The following is a 3,351-nucleotide window of genomic DNA, read 5'->3' on the forward strand; positions in this document are numbered from 1 at the left end:
CGACGAGAACGCCACCGGAGTCCCCCGGTGCCGATCTCGTGGCGGTTTCACGTCTCACCCGACCGTATGGGCAGTGGAGCAGGTCTGCACAACGGGAGCGGCGCGAACCTCAGACCTCACGGCTCTGGTCGATCGCGGCGGCGTCCAGCACCTCGTCGAACGACCCGTACAGGCCGTCCGGGACGGCGTGCAGCGCGTGCACCGTGTCCTCGTCGGCGTTGTTGCGGGACGCGTGGTCCACCAGCTGGCCCTTGTCCGCCGGGTAGGACACGTCGGCCAGGAACTCGCGCAGCCGGTCGACGGTGGTGGTGTCGCTCATCGCTCTCCTCGGGGGTCGGTTCTCGTTCCACCGACTACCCGGCAGATTCCGGGTCTAACGCGAATGTGGTGCTGGGCGCCTTTTCGGGGGATCGATGTGCGGTCGGGGCTCCCCCGGTCCCTCCCTGCCGCAGTCCACTGTGGAGGCGCTCAGCCCGCCTCGGGGCCGAGCCGTTCCAGCCGCGCCGGGACGTGCTTGTGCCACGGCGTGCCCGCCCACTCGTCGCGGTCCTCGGCGGCGGTCAGCTCGTTGGGGGCCACGCCCGTGCGTTCCCGGACCGTGAGGCCCAGGCCGTTGGGCAGGGAGATGTGGCCCGCGCGCATCGTGTCGGTGGTGTCGACGGACACCTCCGCGGTGCCGCGGCGGGTGGTGAGCCTGACGCGGTCGCCGGACGTCACGCCCAGGCGTGCCGCGTCGGTGGTGCTCATGCGCAGGCGGCCGTCCTGGTCTCGGCGGCGCCAGGCCGGGTCGCGCATGATGGTGTTCGCGGTGAAGGCCCGGCGTTCGCCCGCGGACAGGACGAACGGCCAGTCCGGGTCCTGGCGCGGGGCCGGGCGGTCGCGCAGGGCGGCCACGGCGGCGAGCAGTTCCGGTACGTCGAGGTGGATCCGGCCGCCCTTCAGGCGTTGCCAGGACACGTCGTACTCGTCGTCGGTGATGTGCAGGCCGTGGGGGCTGGTCACGATCGCGTCGAAGAGGCGCTCTCCCGCTTCCAGACCCGTGCCGTGGCCTGCCTTCTCCACGCCCGCCGGGTTCTTGCGGGCGCACTCGTGGGCGGCCATCCACAGGACCGCGGCGGCCGAGGCGTCGTGCGGCAGGGTCGGGCCCAGGGTGCGGTACAGCAGGACGGGCGCCAGCCGTCGCTTCGCCGGGTCCGCGAGGGCGCCGAGGAAGGCCTGCGCGAAGGCGGCGCGGCCGGTGGCCGCTGCCGCGCGCAGGGGTGCGTAGTCGGCTTCGGTCAGGGCGCCGGAGGCCTCGACCAGCCTCGCGTGGATCTCCGGTTCCGGCAGCACGCCCCGCGGGGCTCGCACGACCGGGTGGCGCAGGTGGAAGACGTTGCGCGGGAAGTCGAAGTTGAAGAACGTGGCCTCGAACTTCTCGAACTGCGTCGGGGCCGGGAGCACGTAGTCGGCGAGGCGGGCGGTCTCGGTCATCGCGATGTCGACGACGACCACGAGCTCCAGCGCGGCGAGCGCCTCGCGCATCTTCGCCGAGTCGGCCAGGGAGTGCGCGGGGTTCGCGCTCTCGACCAGCATCGCCCGGTAGCGGGCCGGGTGATCGGTGAGAATCTCCTCCGCGATCACGTTCGACGGCACGAGTCCGCTGATGATCCGCGCGCCCGCCACCGGGCTGCGCGGGCCCTCGTCGCCCGCGTGCCCGCGGTCGCGGCCGATCGGCACGAGGCTCGACGGGACGTACTGGGCGCCGCGCTTGCCGAAGTGGCCGGTGAGCAGCCAGACGAGCTTCTCGACGTAGCTCACGAGCGTGGAGTCGCGGTTCATCTGGACGCCGAGGTCCTCGAACACGGCGACGGAGTCCGCGGCGGCGATCCGGGCCGCGACCGCGCGCACCAGGGCCTCGTCCACGTCGGCGACGGCGCAGTGGTCGCCGACCGGCACCTCCCGCAGCACGGCGGTGACGGCGTCGAGGCCGTCCGCGTGCTCGGCGAGCCAGTCGGTCGCGATCAGGTCCTCCTGCACGAGCACCGCGGCCAGCGCGGTCAGCAGGTAGAGGTCGGTGCCGGGGCGCACCTGGAGGTGGAAGTCGGCCAGCTCCGCCGTCTCGGTCCGGACCGGGTCGATGACGACCATCGAGCGGGCCGGGTCCTTGGCGATGTCCTTGAGCACCGACCGCGCCCGCGGGAAGCCGTGCGACTGGTACGGGTTCTTGCCGACGAACAGCGCCACCTCGCAGTGCTCGAAGTCGGCGCGGGTCATGTTCCCGAGCATCCGGGCGCTCACCCAGAACTCGCCGGTCTTCTCCTGCGCGAGCGCGGACGAGCGGTACCGGGCGCCGAACGCGGCGAGGGTCGCGGCGGAGTAAGCGCCGCCGAGGTGGTTGCCCTGCCCGCCACCGCCGTAGTAGAAGATCGTCTCCCCGCCGAAGGTGTCGCGGACGTGGCCGAGGCGGGCGGCGATCTCGCTGATCGCGGTGTCCCAGTCGATTTCCTCGAACGTGCCGTCGGCCCGCCTGCGCAGCGGGTGCGTGACGCGGCCGGTGTCGCCGTTCTGGTGCAGGCCGAGGCGCAGCGCCTTGTTGCAGGTGTACCCGGCGGAGGCGGGGTGCAGCTGGTTGCCGCGGATCTTGTCGAACGACCGGCCGTCGTCGCCGACGAGGACCTCGATCCCGCAGTTGCACTCGCAGAGGATGCAGGCGCTGGGCTTCCACATGGGCCGGGCTCCTAGTCTCGTCGCTGGAGGAGGGGCGCGATCTCGACGAGCACGTCGTCGAGCGGGGCCAGGTCGCGGCGCGCACGGCAGAGGATGATCGCACCCTCGATCACGGACACGACCACCGTCGCCAGCCGCTCCGCTCGCGGCGCGTCGAACCCGTTGTCCCGCAAGGCTTCGGCGATGCTGTCGTGCCACCGGGCGAAGATCTCGCGCACCACGTCACCGGCTTCGGGGACGAGGTCGCGGCCGTCCAGGGCCATCGCCGCGACGGGACAGCCGGCCCGGAAGCCGGTCTTGGTGAGCGCGCGTTTCCAGAACGCGACGAGCCGCTGCACCATCAGCGCGACGTCGCCCTCGGCCGCCGACTCGCTGACCACGGCGGCGATGTGGTCCCCCGCCTGCCGCACCGCGCCGAGCACCATCTCGCTCCGGCCGCCCGGGAAGTGGTGGTAGACCGACCCGCGCGGCGCGCCGCTGTGCGCGAGGACGGCGTCGACCGTGACCCCGGCCGCGCCGCGTTCGCGCAGCAGCAGGACGGCGCTGTCGAGCATCCGCTGCTTGGTGTCCCGCTTGGCCCGGTCGCTCATCGCACCCCCGGATCGGGAGTATGGCAGAGACCATAATCCGTGTCACGGGAAC

Annotated in this window: 3 protein-coding genes; all 3 read right to left on the reverse strand. The window is 72.5% G+C overall.

The window, feature by feature from the left end; genetic code table 11:
• Positions 1 to 109: 109 nt before the first annotated feature.
• The gene (locus ACFWGZ_RS40370) at positions 110 to 319 is read right to left on the reverse strand and encodes a DUF2795 domain-containing protein (RefSeq protein WP_382456867.1); all 210 of its coding nucleotides are present in this window, start codon (positions 317 to 319) and stop codon (positions 110 to 112) included.
• A 149-nt stretch (positions 320 to 468) separates the two neighbouring features.
• The gene (locus ACFWGZ_RS40375; RefSeq protein ID WP_382456868.1) at positions 469 to 2,709 is read right to left on the reverse strand and encodes a molybdopterin-dependent oxidoreductase; all 2,241 of its coding nucleotides are present in this window, start codon (positions 2,707 to 2,709) and stop codon (positions 469 to 471) included.
• 11 nt (positions 2,710 to 2,720) lie between these two features.
• The gene (locus ACFWGZ_RS40380) at positions 2,721 to 3,299 is read right to left on the reverse strand and encodes a TetR/AcrR family transcriptional regulator (protein WP_382456869.1); all 579 of its coding nucleotides are present in this window, start codon (positions 3,297 to 3,299) and stop codon (positions 2,721 to 2,723) included.
• Positions 3,300 to 3,351: the final 52 nt, after the last annotated feature.

Origin of the sequence: Lentzea sp. NPDC060358 (assembly GCF_042725365.1) — a bacterium.
Classification (GTDB): domain Bacteria; phylum Actinomycetota; class Actinomycetes; order Mycobacteriales; family Pseudonocardiaceae; genus Lentzea.